15 protein-coding genes and 2 tRNA genes are annotated in these 20,174 nt (G+C 45.5%); 13 read left to right on the top strand and 4 right to left on the bottom strand.

Annotation, left to right across the window (positions count from 1 at the left end):
• Positions 1–51: 51 nt before the first annotated feature.
• Complete coding sequence (locus CUR83_RS04120; protein WP_284719128.1) at positions 52–720, bottom strand: NuoB/complex I 20 kDa subunit family protein; 669 nt, start codon at positions 718–720, stop codon at positions 52–54.
• Between the two features lie 137 nt (positions 721–857).
• On the bottom strand, positions 858–1,481 hold the full coding sequence (gene ndhC, locus CUR83_RS04115; protein ID WP_284719127.1) for an NADH-quinone oxidoreductase subunit A: 624 nt from the start codon (positions 1,479–1,481) through the stop codon (positions 858–860).
• Between the two features lie 761 nt (positions 1,482–2,242).
• On the opposite strand from ndhC, the gene CUR83_RS04110 reads away from it, so the two are divergent.
• The 6 genes from CUR83_RS04110 to CUR83_RS04085 all read left to right on the top strand — a co-directional run bounded on the left by CUR83_RS04110 (position 2,243) and on the right by CUR83_RS04085 (position 9,583).
• Entirely contained in the window at positions 2,243–4,276 is a 2,034-nt protein-coding gene (locus CUR83_RS04110) for a UvrD-helicase domain-containing protein (RefSeq protein WP_284719126.1), read from the top strand.
• Positions 4,277–4,396: 120 nt separating this feature from the next.
• On the top strand, positions 4,397–5,788 hold the full coding sequence (gene mgtE, locus CUR83_RS04105) for a magnesium transporter (RefSeq protein ID WP_284719810.1): 1,392 nt from the start codon (positions 4,397–4,399) through the stop codon (positions 5,786–5,788).
• Between the two features lie 126 nt (positions 5,789–5,914).
• Positions 5,915–6,379: a dUTP diphosphatase gene (gene dut, locus CUR83_RS04100; RefSeq protein WP_212563795.1), complete on the top strand. Its 465-nt coding sequence runs from the start codon at positions 5,915–5,917 to the stop codon at positions 6,377–6,379.
• Between the two features lie 177 nt (positions 6,380–6,556).
• Entirely contained in the window at positions 6,557–8,404 is a 1,848-nt protein-coding gene (locus CUR83_RS04095; protein ID WP_284719125.1) for a phosphohexomutase domain-containing protein, read from the top strand.
• Between the two features lie 74 nt (positions 8,405–8,478).
• Complete coding sequence (gene argB / locus CUR83_RS04090) at positions 8,479–9,396, top strand: acetylglutamate kinase (protein ID WP_284719124.1); 918 nt, start codon at positions 8,479–8,481, stop codon at positions 9,394–9,396.
• A 13-nt stretch (positions 9,397–9,409) separates the two neighbouring features.
• A complete protein-coding gene (locus CUR83_RS04085) occupies positions 9,410–9,583 on the top strand; it encodes a hypothetical protein (protein WP_186474916.1) in 174 nt (57 codons plus the stop codon).
• A gap of 85 nt (positions 9,584–9,668) precedes the next feature.
• On the opposite strand, the gene CUR83_RS04080 is transcribed toward CUR83_RS04085, so the two are convergent.
• On the bottom strand, positions 9,669–10,040 hold the full coding sequence (locus CUR83_RS04080) for an arsenate reductase (RefSeq protein WP_186474917.1): 372 nt from the start codon (positions 10,038–10,040) through the stop codon (positions 9,669–9,671).
• Between the two features lie 236 nt (positions 10,041–10,276).
• Here CUR83_RS04080 and leuS point away from each other — a divergent pair, with 236 nt between their 5' ends.
• From leuS to CUR83_RS04045, 7 genes are all read left to right on the top strand, one after another.
• Positions 10,277–12,964 (top strand): leucine--tRNA ligase, encoded by a 2,688-nt coding sequence (leuS, locus tag CUR83_RS04075; RefSeq protein ID WP_071003262.1) that lies wholly within the window; start codon positions 10,277–10,279, stop codon positions 12,962–12,964.
• Positions 12,965–13,014: 50 nt separating this feature from the next.
• Positions 13,015–13,728: an LPS-assembly lipoprotein LptE gene (locus CUR83_RS04070; RefSeq protein WP_284719123.1), complete on the top strand. Its 714-nt coding sequence runs from the start codon at positions 13,015–13,017 to the stop codon at positions 13,726–13,728.
• A gap of 161 nt (positions 13,729–13,889) precedes the next feature.
• A complete protein-coding gene (locus CUR83_RS04065) occupies positions 13,890–14,975 on the top strand; it encodes a DNA polymerase III subunit delta (RefSeq protein WP_284719122.1) in 1,086 nt (361 codons plus the stop codon).
• A gap of 258 nt (positions 14,976–15,233) precedes the next feature.
• Positions 15,234–16,553: an efflux RND transporter periplasmic adaptor subunit gene (locus CUR83_RS04060; protein ID WP_284719121.1), complete on the top strand. Its 1,320-nt coding sequence runs from the start codon at positions 15,234–15,236 to the stop codon at positions 16,551–16,553.
• A gap of 250 nt (positions 16,554–16,803) precedes the next feature.
• Complete coding sequence (locus CUR83_RS04055; RefSeq protein ID WP_284719809.1) at positions 16,804–18,753, top strand: MacB family efflux pump subunit; 1,950 nt, start codon at positions 16,804–16,806, stop codon at positions 18,751–18,753.
• A gap of 194 nt (positions 18,754–18,947) precedes the next feature.
• Positions 18,948–19,023 (top strand) — tRNA-Lys (locus tag CUR83_RS04050).
• Positions 19,024–19,225: 202 nt separating this feature from the next.
• Positions 19,226–19,301 (top strand) — tRNA-Lys (locus CUR83_RS04045).
• Between the two features lie 74 nt (positions 19,302–19,375).
• Here CUR83_RS04045 and CUR83_RS04040 read toward each other — a convergent pair.
• Positions 19,376–20,164: an MBL fold metallo-hydrolase gene (locus CUR83_RS04040; protein ID WP_071003256.1), complete on the bottom strand. Its 789-nt coding sequence runs from the start codon at positions 20,162–20,164 to the stop codon at positions 19,376–19,378.
• Positions 20,165–20,174: the final 10 nt, after the last annotated feature.

Raw genomic sequence — 20,174 nt, 5'->3', positions numbered from 1 at the left:
CTACATGCTATCTAAATCTACATGCTATCTAAATTTAGATACTGTCTAAACTTAGATGCTGTCTGGGCTACGCAGGTTTTTTACAGCGATACGATCTGCTTGCTTACGGTCACGCTCAGGCGTCATTTGCGGCTGATAGATACCCTGCTCATTGACATGGATGCCCAGCGGACGACGCTCTTTGGTAATAGATTCTTGCAATAACATCAAGCCTTGAATCAATGCTTCTGGACGCGGCGGACAGCCTGGCACATACACATCGACAGGGATCACTTTATCCACCCCTTGTACGACCGAGTAGATATCATACATGCCGCCTGAGTTGGCACAAGCACCCATAGAGATGACCCATTTTGGCTCAAGCATTTGCTCATAAAGACGCTGAATAACAGGGGCCATTTTGACAAAACATGTACCAGCAACGATCATGACGTCTGCCTGACGGGGTGAGGCACGGATAACTTCGCCCCCAAAGCGTGACAAATCATGAACGGCGGTTAAGGTAGTGGCGTATTCAACATAACAGCAAGACGTACCAAAGTTAAATGGCCAGAGCGAGTGCTTGCGCCCCCAGTTTGCTGTCGAATGAACGAGGTCTTCGAGACGACCCATAAAGACGTTTTTATTGACTTCATCTTCGATAGGATCATTGACCGTTTGGCGGGTCTGTGCAGGGTAGGTATCTGCATCAGGGTTGGCTTTTGTTAATGTGTATTTCATAACATACAACCTTTATATTAGGCTTGGCGTCATACTCATCTTGTATACGCTGTCGCCAAAAATTTCGTTATTAATAAGGGGCCAATCACAAGCAATCGTTGCAACAAAATGTGATCAGCGAAAGCCAGCAGCACTCACTAGTGCGCAGGCTTGTCGTTTTGTGCAGACGTCGCAAAGTCCACAGACGTCACATTACCTGTGGTATTAATATGATCGATGTTTTGTAGATGACGACGATTGGCTTCGATATTGTTTGAGACATTGATTTGACCGGATGATTGTGCGGGTACTTTACCAGTAGGATCGACCATCAGCTCATGAGCACCATCAAACTTGGTGATATCTGCTAAGTTAAAGCCAGCAGGCGCGGCATATAAGCGTGCCTTTTTACGCAGCTTGTCAGCAGGTGCCCAGTTCATCGCACCCAAGCTCAGCTCATAAATCAAACCGATAATCAGAATAGTGATAAAGGTAGCAGCAGCGGCAAAACCAAGCCAGCCGGCCTCTCGTACTGACACAGAATACGCGTAGAGATACAGCGCCTCTAAATCGAAAATCACAAAGAAAATCGCGACCAAATAGAATTTAGCAGACAAACGAATACGGGCGTTGCCAGATCCGACAACACCCGCTTCAAATATCTCTTCTTTTTGTAAGCCTTGAGAGCGACCGCCAAGTAAACGCGGTACCACCAGCATAAAGACAACTAGCCCAATGGCGGCTAAGATAAAAGCAACTGCTGACCAATTAAAAGCAGACATGATAATACGTGCTCCTCACCCAATCGAGTGTTAGACACAGCGCAGGCACTGACCTATTAAGGTCGCCTCACGACAGGTATAACGCAGACGAAAACACAAAGCAGTTGTCATTCACTGACACTGTGTTTAAGTAACTGTCATTGAGTCACATGTTAGGTATTTTGCTGGTAATAACCAATTATCAAGCTTATTAACGACGATGTCAGACCTGACCAACGGTAGAGATTCCGGTATGCACGCGGATAAAGGCTGGTCGCCCAACGCATCTTCTAACAACGTAAGATCAACGTATTAAATCAATATCATATCTGACTGCGTACTTAATTGATTTAATAGCTCATTACACGTGGTTAATAATGACGTGACAACTGGCATAAATTATTTATGTACTATACGCATATCAGTGCCTAAAAGCTAGTTTTTAACTGTATTCGACGGTCATTTTCTATGAAACAAAATGTGTTTTTTTTTCCAAAAATTATGATATAGACGTTACCTTATATTAACCCCAAATCCATGCTTTGTTCGATACGCAAACGCTGTCACGCTATTTACCAAAAATCAAGTGCGCTCATACCCTATTTTCATCACCCAACTCCTCCCCCAAAGTGACCGTTTTTGCTTTATAATGACCCACCTAATTTTACGATATGTCATCATCAAACCTTAAATTCTATTATCCTTATAACAAACATTATTAAGATATCAATTGTGCTATATCAGCGCTACCCTCTTTTTGCTTTTGTCTTACAGGTCACGTTATGAGTCAACTCAATCCCAAACAACAAGAAGCCATGCTCTACGTATCCGGCCCACTACTTGTGCTCGCAGGTGCTGGCTCCGGTAAGACCTCGGTGATCACGCGTAAAATTGCGTATCTGATTCAAGAGTGCGACATGCCAGCCGAGCGCATCACAGCGGTGACCTTTACTAATAAGGCGGCACGTGAAATGAAAGCCCGTGTGAGCAAACTGCTCCCAAGCGAAAAAACGCGCGGCTTGACTGTATCGACCTTTCACCAATTTGGCCTGCAGTTTTTGCGCTATGAGCTGATGCATACGCCGCTAAAAGGCAACTTCTCTATCATGGACAGCGATGATAGTAAGCGCCTCTTGATGGAGCTGATGATGCGCGACAACTTAAGTGGTGCTGAAAGTCGTGAGCTGGTTGGTAAAGCCATCAAGATGATCTCTGATTGGAAAAACGATTTGATTGAGCCTGACAAGGCGATGGAGACGTTAGACGATCCAGAAGACATGATTTTTGCGACCTTGTACGCTCTTTATGAGCGTAACTTGCGTGCGTATAATGCCGTCGATTTTGACGACTTGATTGTACTGCCGACCAAAATCTTGCGTGAAAATAGAGAGCTGCGAGACAAATGGCAAAACCGTATTCGTTATCTATTGGTCGATGAGTATCAAGATACCAATACCGCCCAGTATGAAATGATTAAGCATTTGGTTGGTCCGCAAGGTCGTTTTACCGTGGTGGGTGATGATGACCAATCTATCTATGCGTGGCGCGGGGCGAAGCCTGAAAACATGGCACTGCTAAAAGAAGATTTCCCAAAACTAAAAATCGTCATGCTTGAGCAAAATTACCGCTCAACCACCCGTATTTTGACCTCAGCCAATGCCGTTATCCTGAACAACGAGCATTTATTCGAAAAGAAACTGTGGTCAGATAAAGGTCAAGGTGAAAAAATTCGGATTATCAACTGCCGTAATGATGACGATGAGTCTGAGCGCGTCGCCAAAGAAATCGTCACGCACAAATTGCGTTTTGGTAATGAGTGGGAGCAGTATGCAGTACTCTACCGCAGTAACTTTCAGGCACGAATGCTTGAGGCACAACTGCGCCAGCTACAAGTACCCTATAAGTTATCGGGCGGTCAGTCCTTCTTTGCGCGTAGTGAAATCAAAGACATCATGGGCTATCTACGCCTGATTTTGAACCCTGAAGATGACAGCGCGTTTTTGCGTATTATCAATACACCCAAGCGCGGTATGGGACCTGCCACGCTAGAAAAGCTTGGCTTATTTGCTCAAGAGCATAGTATCTCGCTACTGGCTTCTTGTACTCATGCCGGCTTGGCTCATGTGTTGCCGTCAAAAGCGTATGGTACGCTCAAAGAGTTTGGCGAGTTCATCGAGCACTATACACGTGAGCTCGATCAACACCCTGATCCTGTGCCAATCGTACGCCAAATGATTGATGAGACGGGTTATATTGATTTTGTCCGTAGCGATGCCAAAACCCCGCAGCAAGAAAAAAACCGTATTGATAATATCGATATGCTCTATACCAGTATCCAATCGCTCATTAATCGCGCGGAAGAAGACGAAGACCGCACGATTGATACTATCATTCGTAAGCTGGTCTTGCTAGACATGCTCGAGCAGCAGCAAGAAGAAGAAAACACCAACAAAGTCAATCTAATGACCTTGCATGCTGCAAAAGGTTTGGAGTTTGATTTTGTTTATATCATGGGGCTTGAGGAAGAGATGCTACCGCATCGCAACTCTATTATGAGCGAGACGATCGAAGAAGAGCGTCGTCTGATGTACGTAGGCATCACCCGCGCGCGTCGTGAGCTGACTTTGACGCTTGCGGCCCAGCGCCGTGCCGGTGGCCAGATGCGCGTGACCTCAGAGTCCAGATTTTTGGATGAGCTGCCAGAAGATCATGTTGACTGGCCCGCCAAGGCCAAAAAGAAAAAAGCCATCAAAGACCCAGAAGCGGTCGCTGATGAGTATTTAGCCAATATTCGCGCTTTATTGGGTAAGCGCTAACATCAATATTGACAGTGCTGATGCCAAAAAGAACTGACTCGGCAAACGCTAACACGACGTTTTGCCATTTGCTATTATTAACACTTTATAAAAGATATTGGAATCCTTATGCCTACCTCGATGCCCGATCAGGAACGACCATCAGTGCTACCAGGAGATTATAATCCGGCTGAATATAGTGCCGAATATAAACTGCTGTATTTGCAGGATTTGGTTGCTGATAAAGCATATGAGGCGATTACAGAGTTTTTAGAAAAGCAGTCTGAGTATGAAATTGCAAGCCTACTAGAGTCTTTCCCGACTCAAAACCGCCTACTCATCTGGGAGCAAGTACCAGAGAGCATTAAAGGTGAGGTACTTGCTGAGCTCGAGTACGATACCCGCCAGCCATTGCTGGAGAACATTTCTTCTCAAGAAATCTCGCTATTTACCCAAGATCTTGATGCCCAAGACATCTCTGAGATTTTGGATACTGTCACTGAGAGCGTACGTACCTCAGTCATGGCAACGCTCGATGAAGAAACGCGCGTCCAAGTCAATAAACTTGATACGTATGATGACTGGGAAGTTGGGAGCTATATGGATCCCGATATTATCCAAATACGGGATGATATCTGTCTGGCGGATGTACAGGATTGGCTACGCGAAAACGAGGATCTACTCGATGACGAAAGCCAAGAGCTGCTTGTTGTCGATCAAAGCCAGCAATTACTTGGGCTATTAAGCCTGGTAGATCTGATTAAACATGATCAAAACACCCTAGTCTCAGAACTGATCGATACAGCCATCACCATCAATGATCGCCTAGATATCCAAGATGCTGCAGCGATTTTTCGTTCAGAAGACATTCGTTTCGCCCCCGTGACAAATAGCTACGGCGAGCTGGTTGGACAGCTAAATGGCGAGGACATCATGGAGATTATCCAAGATGATGTCGATAGCACTATGAAAAATTTGGCGGGTGTTAGCCAAGATGAAGAGCTGTTCGCGCCTATTCTAACCAGTGCCAAAAGCCGTAGTGTCTGGCTGGGTATCAATCTATGTACCGCGCTCTTGGCAGCCGCGGTGATTGGACAATTCGAGGAAGTCTTGGCACAAGTGGTGGCGCTGGCGATATTGATGCCTGTAGTTGCCAGCATGGGCGGTATTGCAGGCTCGCAAACCTTGACCGTCGTTATCCGCGGGATGGCAATGGGTCAAATCGGTGGTTCTAACCGAGTCTGGCTCCTTAATAAAGAGCTGTGGGTTGGCGCGATAAACGGTATCATTTGGGCGATCATCATGGCATTTATTGCCCAATTATGGTTTCATGACATCGAAATTAGTGCTGTCATTGGCTTTGCCATTGCGATCAACATGACGGCGGCGAATGTCTCGGGAATTAGTATACCGCTGATGCTAAAACGTATGAATATCGATCCTGCACTATCCGCCTCAGTGATTCTAACCACTGTCACAGATATTGTCGGTTTTATGTCATTTTTAGGCTTGGCGAGTGTGTTAATACTCTAGTGAATTGCTAAATAATAAAGTATCCAATAAAAATATAGCATTGCTATTTATATATCATTGTTGTTTATACAATATTGTTAAATAGTCTTAATTTATAAAACTTCTAAATCGTTAAGTGAGTGTGTTATGCAAGCTGTACAAGTGAAAGTGGTCAACCCTAAAATTACTGAAGATGAAGCATTTTCTCTACCGACTCGCGCTACCGATGGCAGTGCTGGTATCGATCTGCGCGCTTGTATTGATGAGCCTTTAACGATCAAAGCAGGCGAAACCCACTTGATAGGTACGGGCCTTGCTGTTTATATTCAAGACCCTAACTATGCAGGCATGATTCTACCGCGCTCAGGCCTTGGCCATAAGCACGGCATCGTCTTGGGTAACTTGGTTGGGCTGATTGATGCCGACTATCAAGGTGAGCTGATGGTCAGTATTTGGAATCGCAGTAACGAAGACTTTACTCTGAACCCTGCAGAGCGCATGGCACAGTATATCGTGGTGCCTGTTGCCCGTCCTGAGTTTGAAGTGGTCACAGAGTTCAGTGACAAAAGCGTACGCGGTGCAGGCGGATTTGGACATTCAGGCCGTCAGTAATTATTCGCTCAATTAATGATCGTTGAAGTGGCGATTTCAGGTTAGCAGTGCCAGTTTAGTGGCTAAAATAATTATTGGGATAGCGACTAAGAGTAATTGTTTACATTAATAGAATGTTACGCTACCCGTTTTGTATTCATAATTACCTATTTAACACGTTCATAAGGAGAGTAAGCCATGCCATCTTTTGCGGCGCAGCAATCCTTATTTCGTGCTTATGACATCCGTGGTACAAACACGCATTTCACCGATGAGTTTGTACAAGCGCTGGGCCATCGTTTTGCTCAGCTCTATGGCTCTCAACGCAGCCAATTCACAAAAAATAGTAATGCCCATGCTGCTACTGATTTTACTTATTCTCCCGATAGCACCATTAACGTTCAAGAGGATACAGTAGCCGAAACTATCGTGGTGATCGGCTATGACATGCGTCATGGCAGCGAATCGATTGCACGTACACTCTCTACTGTATTAGCCCAACAGGGTTTATGCGTTATTCAGCTCGGTCTTGTTACCACACCCATGATGGCGTTTTGGGCAAAGCAGTATCAAGGTCATGGCATTATTGTAACCGCCAGCCACTCTGCCAAAGACGTATTGGGTATCAAGTGGCTGGTCAATCATAAATCTCCTAGTAGCTTAGAGATAAAAGCCCTTTATCAACAATTAATCTCTCATACTCATTACTTATCTAAAAATCAGGTCGAGCAAGCAACCTTAGACTCAGAACCAGACTCACACTATATAAATATTAGCAGCAATACTGAATTGTCTAGAGCTTTGCTTAAAGAGCTGCCTGCCAAGCAAGTAGCAGATGTCTATATCGCGGCTATTGAGCAAGTCTTTTGCCAGTTGACTCAGGATAATCAGACAGCACCTACAAACAACCGAAAAACAGCGTCTAAGCTTGATTTGGTTGTGGTTATTGATTGTATGCACGGTGCCACTGGCAACATCACTCAGCGCTTATTTGACCGTTTTTGCCAGCATGTCATTGTGCTCAATGACACGCCAGATGGCAGTTTTCCTCTTGGTAGTCCTGATCCAGCCGAGCCCAACCGTCTAACAGCGCTGCAGCAAGCTGTTGCTTCTCATTGTGCCGATATTGGTTTAGCATTTGATGGTGATGGTGATCGTTTGATGATCATTGATAATAACGGCAAAGTGGTCATGCCTGATCACCTACTCTACTTGTTAGCACGCATTGCCATTACAGAACGTCCGGATTCTTTGACCAGCTCCTTAGCGTCTGAGGTGCTATTTGATATTAAATGCGCGCATCATCTGCCAAAGCTACTGGCGGATCTTGGCGCGATGCCAGTGATTAGCAAAACCGGTAGCAGCTTTATGCGCCAACAGGTACAGCATCCTGATAGTCAAATTGTCTTTGCAGGTGAGCTATCAGGGCATTTTATTTTTAATGATGACCGCTTTATCCCTTATGATGATGCCATATATGCTGCATTGCGCTTACTGCATTGGTTTGTCAAGTCTCGTAATATCTTAGATGATAAAAATGCACTATCAGATATTCTCCAACGCTTGCCCGCCTTGGTCAGTACAGCAGATCATTATTTGCCGATGCCGCAGACTGCTAGGACAGATTGCTCAATCATGGAGCAATTAACCAGGGTTTGTACCTACTTGCAGCAGCTAGCGAGCGTGACGACTCATGCTGATTCGTTTGATATTTCTGATTACCGACTAGACGCCGCCAATCTACCAACGGCTTTATGTGCGTCACCAGTCTGTACTTGCTCCACTATCAGACCCCATATAGCTGTCGAACAAGCCAAGTCTTTATTGCCAGTAGGCACTAGACTTAGCTGCATTGATGGTGTCCGCTTGGATTTTGCGCACGGCTTTGGCGTGTTGCGTCAATCAAATACCAGTAATAGCCTGACTGCGCGCTTCGCTGGTGACAGCATGGATGATCTAAAAGACATTCAAGCAACCTTTGCCACGTTGTGTCGCCCATTTGATGCAGAGCTGGCAACACAGATTATCGCCATGCCTGCTGAATAACGGCATTAAACCTGTATCGATTAAATATGCTAAAAAGAACAACCCATTTAAAACCCGCCCTTTAGGAGTTAGGAATGACACTTAATTTAGATGACGCCAAAAACACCGCTGAAGTATTAACCACCGCACTGCCCTATATTCAGCGCTTTGTTGATAAACTCATCGTGGTGAAATATGGCGGCAATGCCATGACCGATCCTGAACTCGAAAGCTCATTTGCTCGCGATATCGTCTTGCTAAAAACGGTCGGTATACATCCAGTCGTTGTACATGGTGGTGGCCCACAAGTTGATAACTTACTAAAAGAGCTGGGGCGTCAGTCTGATCGTATCGATGGGATGCGTGTGACTGACAAAAGCACGATGGATATCGTAGAAATGGTGCTTGGCGGCAGTGTCAACAAATCGATTGTTAGTTTGATTAACAAGCACGGCGGTCGCGCAATTGGCCTCACGGGCAAAGACGCCAACTTGATTCAAGCCAAAAAACTGATGATGGAAAAAATCGGTAACGACGGTGTCGCGGTTCCCGTAGATTTAGGATTTGTGGGCGACGTAGTCAGTGTCAATAAAGACGTCATCAATATGCTCATTGCCTCTGATTTTATTCCCGTTATCGCACCACTTGGTGTCGATAAAGAAGGCAATACTTATAATATCAATGCAGACCTAGTCGCTGGTAAAGTGGCTGAGTTTTTACAAGCAGAGAAACTGATGCTATTGACCAATATCAAAGGCGTATTGGGCCGTGACGGCGAGGTAGTGACTGGGCTAACACCCAAGAAAGTCGATGCTTTAATCGAAGATGGGACGATCTCAGGCGGTATGATTCCCAAAATACAGTGTGCGCTTGATGCCGTGCGTAGCGGTGTTAAAAGTGCCGTTATCGTTGATGGCCGTGTGCCTCATGCCACGTTACTGGAAATTTTCACTAACGAAGGGGTTGGTACACTGATTAGCCGTGAGATAGACGCCGCTTTGAGCCAATCATAGAAATGAGTAAATCATGCCCTTGTCGCTGTGGTTTATGCTGTTTATATTAGAAACGGTCTATTGTTGGTGGATTATAGGCTATGGCGGCGCAAAGTGGATAGAGGGCTGGAAGTCGTTTTTTATGATTGACTGGTTTGCCCTTGATTGGACAGCGGAGCAAATCCGCCTCTATGTGCTCATTATTTAGGGCTTTAGTGTGATTTGGTTTATTGTTGGCGTTATCAAGCCCGAGCTAAGATTTAATTATTAGCTTGGGCGTTTTATGCCCGTTTTTAACCAAACACACGCTCAAACTCCGCTTCATCAAAACCGTACAGCAATATCGGCTGATCTTTATCTGCTAATTGACCTTCTACAATCGGACGTTTGATCATACTGGTGTTTTCAACCAATAGCTCAATGGCATTGTCTATACTGGCGTCAGCCGCTTGCTTTTGAGCGTCATCAAGTTTGCGCCATGTCGTACCACGCTTATTAAGCACTTTATCAACCCCTAACGCATTTACCCAGCGCTGTACTGTATCTTTATCGATACCTTGTTTTTTATAATCATGAAACTCATAGCTAACGCCTAGCTCGTCAAGCTTATTGAACGCCTTTTTCATCGTGCTACATGATTTGATACCGTAAACGGTGATGGTCATGATGACTCCTTATCATTACTCATAAATACTGGTGAACGTTTCTATTATACCGGAGGCTGACTGGATATAAAAAATACCTCACTTTTAATCGTCAAACCTGATGAGCAAATGCATCATATCGTCGCAATTTTTGCCAAATTACGCTATGCTATGGCATTGTCAAATTCCACCTATTTTGAACAGTATTAAACAAATCCGTATTAAATAAATCAGTATCAACCAATTTCGAGCCGACTATGAGCAACGCCGTGACAGCAGACCAAACCGACAACCATCATTATAACCCGCAAGCGATCGAAGCCGCTCAGCAGACCAAATGGGCCACTGACAAGCGCTTTGAAGTCAGCAATGAGCCAAGCGACAAGCCAAGTCGTTACATGCTGTCGATGTTCCCTTACCCAAGCGGCAAGCTGCATATGGGCCACGTACGTAACTATACGATTTCTGACGTCTTAAGCCGTTATTATCGCCTAAAAGGGTATGAGGTCATGCAGCCAATGGGCTGGGATGGTTTTGGCTTGCCAGCTGAGAACGCCGCGATTGCCAATCAAACGCCACCTGCTGCATGGACGTTTGCCAATATCGACAATATGCGCGCGCAGCTTAAATTGCTAGGCCTGTCTATTGATTGGTCACGCGAGTTTGCCACTTGTAGCCCTGAATACTATCAGTGGGAGCAGTGGCTATTCTTGCAGTTGTACAAAAAAGGCCTAGTGTACAAAAAGCTATCGACGGTCAACTGGGATCCCGTTGATAATACTGTCTTAGCAAACGAGCAAGTCATTGATGGTAAAGGCTGGCGTAGTGGTGCGGCAGTCGAAAAACGTGACATCCCCATGTATTACTTCAACATCACTGACTATGCCGATGAATTGCTCGACGATTTGGATCAACTAGAAGGTCACTGGCCTTCTGAAGTATTGACCATGCAGCGCAACTGGATTGGTCGTAGTGCCGGTATGGAAGTACATTTCCCTTATGAGATTGCTGGCGAAGAAAACACCTTAGATGTGTTCACCACTCGTCCTGATACTTTGATGGGCGTGACTTATGTCGCCGTTGCCGCAGAACACCCACTCGCACAGTACGCTGCTGAAAAAGACGACATGATTGCCCAATTCTGTGCGATGTGCAAAAAAGGTTCAGTGGCTGAGGCCGATCTCGCCAAAGCCGAGAAAATCGGTATGGATACCGGCCTGACCGTCACTCATCCACTGACTGGTGAAGAAGTGCCTGTTTGGGTCGCCAACTATGTACTGATGAGCTACGGCTCAGGTGCAGTGATGGCCGTGCCTGCTCACGATGAGCGTGATTATGAATTTGCGGTAAAGTACAACCTACCGATTAAACAAGTCATCAATACCCCTGATGGCTATTTTGATGATTTAAAAGCAGATGCTAAGGCAAATGATAGTGAAGTCAATCTTGCTTATACCGAGCGCAACACTCTGGTCAATTCAGGTGAGTTTGACGGTTTAGATTTTGAGCAGGCGTTTGATGCCATGCTTGCCAAACTTGAGCCAAAATCGCTTGCCAAGAAAAAAATCCAATACCGCCTGCGGGATTGGGGCGTGTCGCGCCAGCGCTATTGGGGCTGCCCTATCCCAATGATCAACTGTGAGCATTGTGGTACGGTTCCTGTTGAAGAGCAAGACTTGCCCGTTGTGTTGCCAACCGACGTCGTACCTGATGGTCGTGGTAATCCACTCAAGAATATACCAGAGTTTGTCAATACCACTTGTCCTAAATGTGGTAATCCTGCTGAGCGTGAGACCGATACCTTTGACACATTCGTGGAGTCAAGCTGGTATTACGCCCGCTTTGCTAGTCCAACTGACACACAAAACATGGTCAACAAGTCTGCTGCCAATAAATGGCTGCCAGTCGATCAATACGTGGGCGGTGTTGAGCATGCAGTGATGCATCTGTTGTATGCGCGCTTCTTCCATAAGCTCATGCGAGATGAAAACTTGGTCACTGGCGACGAGCCATTTGCCAACCTAATGACGCAAGGTATGGTACTCGCTGGCACCTTCTACCGTGTCAACGCGGATGGCAGTACCACTTACTACTTTGCAGAAGACATCGATATCGACTACAACGACCGTGGACAGCCGATCAAAGCGACCTTAAAGCTGGATGGTCAGCCAGTCACGATTGGCAAAATCGAAAAAATGTCTAAATCAAAAAACAACGGTGTCGATCCACAGCTGACTATTGATAAATACGGTGCGGACACGGTTCGTCTATATACACTATTTACCGCACCTGCCGATCAGACGCTTGAATGGTCAGATGACGCGCTAAAAGGCCCTTACAACTTTGTGAAAAAAGTATGGCGCATCGCTAATGATCACATGCAAGCGCTAACGGCAGCTAATATCAGTATTGATACGCTGAACGGTGCGACATTGAACAAAGAGGGTCTGAGTAAAGAAGCCAAAAACTTACGCCGTAAAACGCACGAAACCATCGCCAAGATTGATAGTGATTTGGGTGATCGTTTAGCACTCAACACTCCAGTATCAAGCCTGATGGAACTTGCCAACGAGTTGACTGCCTTTAACGCCAGTAGCGAGCAAGAGCTACACGTTAAACACGAGGCGTTGACCAATCTGCTGATTATGCTTTCTGTCTATGCGCCGCACGTTGGTGAGCATTTGCTTGAGCAGCTCGGCCTTGATACTTTAACCTTAGATTACCCAACTGTTGATGAAAGTGCGCTGGTACAGGACATGATCACAATGGTCGTTCAGGTCAATGGTAAAATGCGTGGTAAGATGGATGTCGCACCGAACAGCGATCCTGAGCAACTAAAAGAGCAAGCTCGAACGATGGAAAGCGTAGCAAAGTTCATCACAGGCGAGATCAAAAAAGAAATCGTCGTACCCAACAAGCTGGTTAATATCGTGGTTGCAGGCTAGTCGCCTAGGCTTAGTGCTCTAAGCCTTTTTATCATATGAGGATAGCGTTTATGTCGTATAAGCATCGAGCTGAGCAATCACAACCAACGCCAAGCGCACTGCACTTTGGTACAAAACAATCTGGTGGAAAGAAGATTGCGACGGCATTGCTCACAGCATTACCTATGTTTGCGATATTGGGTGCAACGGCAGGTCTAAGTGGTTGCGGTTTTCAGCTACGCGGCTATGATTCGCCAATGCTGCTCAATGCCAACAAAACAGCCATCATTATCGAAGACAATCGCACCTCATTTCCTCTAAAATTGCCATTGACGCGTCGCCTAACCACATTAGGTGTCGATGTCATTGGCAATATGACAGTTGATGATGTGATTCGCAGCAATCAACAAGCTGGTGCTAAACCGATTGCAGCGATCGATATCAGTAACGTGCGTTTTAAACGTTACGAGTTGGTGGGTGTATTGACAGAGATTCGCTTGGTACTCTCTGCTGATGTCAGCTACCAGACAATTGAGAACGGCAAGCCAGTCACGCTTACCAATCCCATTCAAGTCGAGCGCAGCTACCAGTACAATGAAGCATCAGTCAGTACTGATGACCAGCAAGGCGACCAGGTTCGTGATTGGCTCTATGACAGCTTAGCACGCCGTATCACGGATCAATATGTGGCGATCTCCTTGCCAAAAGTTGCACCTGCTGCCAAGCAGTCTGTACTGATGAATAAAGGCGCAACGCCAACGGTTGTCGTCGTACCTGAGAAGTAACTTTTAACAAATACTGTTATTAAGCTCTATCATTTGCAGCCATTTAAGTATGAAGAACAACGAGCGTACGCACTAACTTAGTCAGCTAAGCAAGTTCGACAGCGCTCGTCATATTTTTACAAATGCTATCATCTGCTTACCAACCTGTGTCCTACCACGCTATGCAAAACACCTTTATACAAGCTTATCCAAAACTCCTGCAATCTTCGGTTGCGGTAGCTGGCTTGTGGCTGGCGCATGGTGATGAGCCACTGCTCAGTCAATGGCTCATCGATGCACTACGTCCCCATTGGCGCGCGCAAAATTATGCTATCAAACGTATAGAGCTGATATCGGTGAAGAGTTGGCAAGAGGTATTGTCAGAGCTTGGCAGCCAGTCTCTATTTGATGATGCCAGTGCGGTGATCGTGACAGGTAATCACAAGCCTGATAAAGCGGTGATTGCTGAGCTTGAGCGCTTTGCCATTGAAGCGCAAGCAGGTGCGCACAGTCATAGCGTATTATGGCTCACACCTAAGCAAGACAAACGCAGTCAGAGCAGCAAGTGGTTTACCCCTTTTTCACAGTACGGTCATGTCATTGATTGTAATTTATACAACGAGCAGCAGCGCCAGCAGTTATTGCAGATACAGGCGCAAAAGTTCGGCCTACGATTGTCACAAGAAGCGTGGCAACTCCTCATGTCTCACACTGAGCACCACCTACTCAGTGCTTATCAAACGCTATGGCGCCTGTCTTATCTGTTTGCACCGCAATTAGCTACTAGCAATAGTGATAATGATGAAGATAACGAGCACTCTAATAGTTTTACACAGCCAGTAAATAATGTGGCATTGGATATTGCAGACTTACAAGCAGCCTTAGTCAGCGACGCGCAATTTAGTGTGTTTGATTTGTCTGATGCGATGCTCGCGGGTAATAGCACGCAGGTTGCCAAAATCATGTTTCAGCTAAAGTCGACCGATGAGCCTACTACTTTAGTACTCTGGGCTATTAGCAAAGACATGCGTCAAATTATCCAACTGATGGATGGTCAAGACCCTCAAGCATTAGGCATTTGGCGTAGTAAGCAAGGGTTATACCAACAAGCGTGCCGCCGTCAGTCAAAAGAACAAACGAGCGAATGGCCTCCTCTGCTCTATCGCTGTGACCAAGCCATCAAAGGCCTTATTCGCCAACCAGCGTGGGAGTTACTACTGCAAGCGGCATTGGAGCTGGCAGGCAAGCGTTTGTTTACCATACGATAGTACTTCGTGATAGCCAGTCGTCATTCACTATCACACCCTATGCCTTATTTTACCAAGTAGTATTTTAAAGGCCTCTCCCTTACTACCTCTTATCATGTCCACCCTTTCCTCATATTTATCCATTAACAGCCGCTTACTTGCTGTTATGTAAACTGTACTACATAGGCCTTAACCTTTCGTAAACTAATTATCATTCCCTTTCGTACATGAAGTCTCTACTATATCTACACTTGATTTAATTGTGATTGGATTGTTGTCATGCGCAAAATAAGCAGAAAATCTGCTATTAAATGGGGTGTCATCACCTTAATTATCGTAGCATTAGGGGCTTTGGCCTATACTTTTTTAAAACCAGAAGAAACCACACCTAACTATTTAACCGCAACCGTTGAAGTCGGTGATATTGAAAACAATGTCATGGCCTCTGGTAAAGTAAAAGCGTTAAATACCGTTGATGTCGGCGCGCAGGTATCTGGCGAGGTAAAACGCCTGTACGTTGAAGTCGGTGATGAAGTCAAGCAAGGCGACTTGATCGCACAGATTGACCAAGTGACCCAAAAAAACAACCTGAGCAACGAACAAGCCAGCCTTGAGCAAAGTGAAGCCGCGCTACAAAGTGCGCAAGCAGAGTCGCTCAGCAAACAGGCAGCACTAAAAAGTGCCTATTCCGATCTTGCTAGCCGCCAGTCTGAACTCAAACAAGCACAGTCTGATTTTGCGCGTTTGCAAGACTTAGTCGCTATCGATGCTATCTCACAACAAGAATATGACACGCAGGCGACCAGTGTCGAGACTGCAAAAGCAGCCGTTGCCAATGCACGTGCGGCTATCGACACAGCTAAAGCCGCGATTGCGACCACAGAAGCCAATATCAACAGTCAGCAAGCAGCATTACGCAAATCACGAACCAACGTCAGTACTGCTGAAGAAGATCTAAGCTATACCACGATTCGTGCACCAATATCAGGTACAGTCGTTTCTATTACGACTGAGCAAGGTACTACGGTCAATGCTAACCAAACGGCGCCCACACTGGTGACGTTAGCAGATTTATCGACCGTACGTATCAACGCGCAAATCTCAGAAGCTGATGTCATTAACGTCAGTGCTGGTATGCCTGCTTATTTCAATATTATCGGTAATCCAGACAAACAGTATGATGCGACATTAACCGCTATCGAACCTGCCCCAGAGCAGATCAGTAGCACCAGCTCGACAGACGCTGCTATCTATTACGTCGGCTACGTAGAAGTACCAAACCCTGACCGCTTGTTCCGAATCGATATGACCGCACAGATATATATCATCGTCAACGAAGCCAAAAATACTCTATTAGTACCATCAACAGTGATACAAGAAAGGCGAGCTAAAGAAAAAGGCAAATCAACAACGGGCAAGTTTGTACGTGTATTAAAAGATGACGGAACCGTAGAAGAGCGTACTGTAGAAGTCGGTATTGATAACCGAGTACATGCGCAAATCTTAAGTGGTTTGAAAGAAGGGGAAGAAGTAATCATCAGTGAAGAGAGCGGTAAGAAATCAGATAGCGGCCGCGTACCTGGTGGACCTCGAATGTAACTTGTGCTTTGACTATGTTGAGTAAGAAAGGCTTGCTAAACATAGCAGCCCTTTCATAACAACACTATAACGCTTATTAGCCTTTATTAAAGACACTGCTATGACTATATCTCAATCTCCTAAACCGTCGACTGAAGATAGCTCTGAAAGTAGCACGGCTCAAAACTTAGGGTCACACACTTCTGCTAATCGCTCAAACAACTCAGCAAAAACCAATACCGCTAACCACTCTGCATCAGGCAAGCCCATTATGGAACTATCTGGCATTATCAGAGAGTTCCCTGCTGGTGAGCAAACCATTCGCGTCTTGCATGATATCAATCTGACGATTCACCAAGGTGAGATGGTCGCTATCATTGGACAGTCAGGCTCTGGTAAGTCCACCTTGATGAATATCTTGGGTTGTCTAGATCAAGCCACTGCTGGTGATTATAAGATTTATGGTCAATCCGCCCGTAAGCTTGATGCCGATCAGCTAGCAGAACTGCGCCGTGAGCACTTTGGTTTTATTTTTCAGCGCTATCATTTGCTTGGTGATATCAGTGCCAAAGACAACGTCGCCGTCCCTGCCGTGTATGCAGGCATGGATACCGAGGCACGCACCAATCGTGCTGAGAAGCTACTAACTGACCTCGGCCTTGGCAATAAGGTCAACAATCGTCCCAATCAGCTCTCAGGTGGACAGCAGCAGCGTGTTTCTGTCGCTCGTGCACTGATGAATGGTGGCGATGTTATCTTAGCAGATGAGCCAACTGGTGCCCTAGACAGTAAGTCTGGCGAAGATGTCATGGCGATTTTGCATGACCTCAGCGCACAAGGTCATACCATTATCATGGTCACTCATGATCCAAAACTAGCAGCACAAGCAGAGCGTGTGATTGAGCTCAAAGATGGCCATGTCATCGCTGACTATCAAACTGAGCATTATAAGCACACAGACAAAAAACCAGAATCTATCCTTGGCGAGCATCGCAAAAGTGCCTTTGGTAGTTTTATTGATCGACTGCTTGAAGCGTTCAAAATGTCTTTGCTTGCCATGCGCGCGCATAAGATGCGTACTCTACTAACGATGCTCGGCATTATTATCGGTATTGCCGCAGTCGTATCTATCGTAGGTCTTGGACAAGGCTCTCAGCAGCAAATCCTTGCCAATATCAGCTCATTAGGTACCAATACCATTACTGTCAATGATGGCTACCCTAGAGGCGATCCTAGACGCCGCTATAATGATGACAATTTGACACCAGAAGATGCAGAGGCGGTCGGCAATCAGCCCTATATTATCAGCGTCAGCCCTCAGGTAAATGCCAGCTCTAGTGTCCGCTATCGTAATATACAAGAGGATGCTACCGTCAATGGCGTTGGTGAAGACTATCTAACCGTCACTGGTGAGACATTAGCACTTGGCCAAGGGTTTGATGCAAAAAGCATTACTTTACGTAGTCAAGATATCATCATCGATGACAACGCTAAACAGACCTTTTTCTCAGATATTGATAACCCTGTTGGCGAGGTAATATTGGTTGGTAGTGTGCCTGGACGCGTGATTGGCGTACTTGAAGAGAGCGATGGTGGCTTTGGTCCCAGTGTAACGACGCCTACTATCTATATGCCTTATACGACAGTGATGTCGCGCGTCACCGGTAGTACCAATATCGACCGCTTTGTGGCGTTGTTAGATGATAGTATCTCTTCTAGTGCCGCAGAGACGGCCATCTCTGACTTGATAGAAAGTCGCCATGGCAAAGATGACTTTGAGCTACGAAATTCAGACTCTATCCGTCAAACCATTGAGTCAACGACAGGTACGATGACCCTACTTATCTCATCAGTTGCAGTTATTTCGTTGATTGTTGGTGGTATTGGGGTCATGAACATCATGCTAGTCTCTGTCACCGAGCGCACTAATGAGATTGGTGTTCGTATGGCAGTAGGTGCGCGTCAAAGCGACATCATGCAGCAATTTCTCATTGAGGCCGTTCTAGTCTGTATCCTAGGGGGACTGATTGGTATTGGAATGGCATTTGCCATTGGTGAGCTGATTAATAGTGTGGGCGGTGACAGTTTCAAAGTCATCTACTCACCGACTTCTATTATTGCCGCATTTGTTTGCTCGACATTGATTGGCGTAGTATTTGGATTCTTGCCAGCACGTAATGCTGCCAAACTAGATCCTGTTGAGGCGCTTTCTCGAGACTAATAATTGAGTATTGACTCGCTTTAGCCAAAAATAGAGCAGTCAATATCGATATAATGGCAAAAATTTAAAGAAACTGGAATAAATTGGCAATTTTATAAGAGAATTACACTTTTTTTATCCTGTGGGGTTGTAATTGTCAGAATTATATATATAATGTGCTCTCACGTTTAGGGATACAAACACTTTAAACGTTAGGGCTGTTAGCTCAGTTGGTAGAGCAGTTGACTTTTAATCAATTGGTCCCGCGTTCGAGTCGCGGACAGCCCACCATATTTTAGTTTAACCTTTATTCATCGTTCTACCCTATCCGGTAGTTGTTTAATAAAGTTAAGTTTAAAAAGCTCTTTTTTAAATGAATTACTCTTGTTGGCAATAATATACATTTATTGTTAGCATAACTTTTAGAAAATTCTATTTAAAGAATATTCTCTTGCGAAGCTAAAATTGCAGTGTCATTTTTACACGCTTCTCAGGGCTGTTAGCTCAGTTGGTAGAGCAGTTGACTTTTAATCAATTGGTCCCGCGTTCGAGTCGCGGACAGCCCACCATATTTGAAAAGCCCAGTTACTATCATAGTAACTGGGCTTTTTTTCGGCTGCACTTTCTATCCTTTATTTTATATCTACTTATGATGTCGCCGTTTAAAAAGTCGGAAGCTGCCTTTCTTACGCCATAGCAGTTTATGTCTGATCGTATCTTTAATCGTGCGCGGATACTTGGGGGCTTGGTCGATGAACGCATCAAACTCTACCTCACTCATTGCACGCTCTCGACCATGTGCCATCATTACCATTGATGGTTTTAAATCTCTTATTTTTTTTAACGATTGCTTATAAGCTTTGGGATCATAGACAGGAAATGGCGCCACAAACTTATGGCGCAATTTAATGATGAGATCAGCCGTATATACCTGACGACTGGGCAAATGAAATAAAGACAGATCGCGATCGGTATGCCCAGGCGTCTCTAACACTTGCCATTCATCAAACTCTGGGACAAAGTCACCGTCTGTGACAGTAATGTCTGGCTTTAGGCTTGCCGAATAGTACAGATTTTTGAATGGGCGACCTTGCCGCCGCGCTACATAGTACGCAAGATTCATATCGACAAAATGCATCGCTCGTCCACCAATACCGCCGTACCACTGACTTTTCTTATCAGCAGAGATAATGCGGCAGCCAGTCTCTTGGCGAAACTTGCGCGCACCACCCGCATGATCCGGATGCATATGGGTGACCACCACCACTTTTAGGTCTGTTATCGGCCTATTTAGAGTATTTTTGATATACCCAAGCACCATTGGCACATCGGCACGGCAGCAGCCGTCTAGTAGCATGATTTTATCTGGATACACCGCAAGGTAGCTACTTTGGATATAGCCCTCTAAGCGTACAATCTCACACGAACTCATTTATCATCCC

The sequence above is a fragment of the Psychrobacter pocilloporae genome (assembly GCF_029872915.1).
GTDB classification, from domain to species: Bacteria; Pseudomonadota; Gammaproteobacteria; order Pseudomonadales; family Moraxellaceae; genus Psychrobacter; species Psychrobacter pacificensis.
This window is presented reverse-complemented; position numbering and strand designations above follow the sequence as displayed.

Coding starts and splice junctions, on each gene's coding strand:
- CUR83_RS04120 (WP_284719128.1), bottom strand. CDS start 720: ATGAAATACACATTAACAAAAGCCAACCCTGATGCAGATACCTACCCT.
- ndhC (WP_284719127.1), bottom strand. CDS start 1,481: ATGTCTGCTTTTAATTGGTCAGCAGTTGCTTTTATCTTAGCCGCCATT.
- CUR83_RS04110 (WP_284719126.1), top strand. CDS start 2,243: ATGAGTCAACTCAATCCCAAACAACAAGAAGCCATGCTCTACGTATCC.
- mgtE (WP_284719810.1), top strand. CDS start 4,397: ATGCCCGATCAGGAACGACCATCAGTGCTACCAGGAGATTATAATCCG.
- dut (WP_212563795.1), top strand. CDS start 5,915: ATGCAAGCTGTACAAGTGAAAGTGGTCAACCCTAAAATTACTGAAGAT.
- CUR83_RS04095 (WP_284719125.1), top strand. CDS start 6,557: ATGCCATCTTTTGCGGCGCAGCAATCCTTATTTCGTGCTTATGACATC.
- argB (WP_284719124.1), top strand. CDS start 8,479: ATGACACTTAATTTAGATGACGCCAAAAACACCGCTGAAGTATTAACC.
- CUR83_RS04085 (WP_186474916.1), top strand. CDS start 9,410: ATGCCCTTGTCGCTGTGGTTTATGCTGTTTATATTAGAAACGGTCTAT.
- CUR83_RS04080 (WP_186474917.1), bottom strand. CDS start 10,040: ATGACCATCACCGTTTACGGTATCAAATCATGTAGCACGATGAAAAAG.
- leuS (WP_071003262.1), top strand. CDS start 10,277: ATGAGCAACGCCGTGACAGCAGACCAAACCGACAACCATCATTATAAC.
- CUR83_RS04070 (WP_284719123.1), top strand. CDS start 13,015: ATGTCGTATAAGCATCGAGCTGAGCAATCACAACCAACGCCAAGCGCA.
- CUR83_RS04065 (WP_284719122.1), top strand. CDS start 13,890: ATGCAAAACACCTTTATACAAGCTTATCCAAAACTCCTGCAATCTTCG.
- CUR83_RS04060 (WP_284719121.1), top strand. CDS start 15,234: ATGCGCAAAATAAGCAGAAAATCTGCTATTAAATGGGGTGTCATCACC.
- CUR83_RS04055 (WP_284719809.1), top strand. CDS start 16,804: ATGGAACTATCTGGCATTATCAGAGAGTTCCCTGCTGGTGAGCAAACC.
- CUR83_RS04040 (WP_071003256.1), bottom strand. CDS start 20,164: ATGAGTTCGTGTGAGATTGTACGCTTAGAGGGCTATATCCAAAGTAGC.